The 602-nt window shown below is 44.0% G+C and carries 1 protein-coding gene; it reads right to left on the bottom strand.

What is annotated here, in order from left to right:
- Positions 1-203 precede the first annotated feature (203 nt).
- Positions 204-602 (bottom strand): transposase (locus tag JDF658_RS08975; RefSeq protein WP_200805664.1); only part of this gene is annotated, 399 nt, incomplete at its 5' end.

Here is a 602-nt window from a genome sequence, read left to right as displayed (position 1 = left end):
GTAGCATCTCGGAAAGTCGATGATTGCATTGGGTAATGCTGGATAATTACTTCCAAATCGAACCTTGACAACTTCACATAGCAAAAGTAGCCATAAGGAAAGCTTCACTTTCCTAAAAAAGGGTATAGGAAAGAGACCGGTGGTTAGCAGAAACTTTAAAAACAACCGGAAATTAAGCCTGTGCTAGTCAAGAGCTTGGCTATTTAGGCAACTTGTTGAAAATCCGATAAACCAATTTCGGCTAGAATATTGGGTTTTATTACAGAAATCTGGGCATCCAGGTGCTGGTTGATAGCAGCCAGTAAAGCTTGCCAAAACCAACGTTTCTTGCTACGAGCTCTGGCCTGTTCGATTTTATAATCAACGAGAATTCTCTTGAAGGTCCGTTCCACGCTGGTTCTGCGGGCATAGGTTTCTTTCCACTCTTGTGAACCGCGGGGAGTGGGGGTAAAGAGGCGGAGATCCCAGCTGGGTTTAGTATAAATTACACGGCCATATTTACTGGGAGAGCACTTTTCATGATCAGGGCATTGATCAAGTTTCATGTAATTAGGGCAGCGCCATTTAATCCGGCATCTGTCCTGTTGAAAGCCCCAGTTAAC

This window comes from Carboxydocella sp. JDF658, assembly GCF_002049395.1.
Lineage (GTDB): Bacteria > Bacillota.
This window is presented reverse-complemented; position numbering and strand designations above follow the sequence as displayed.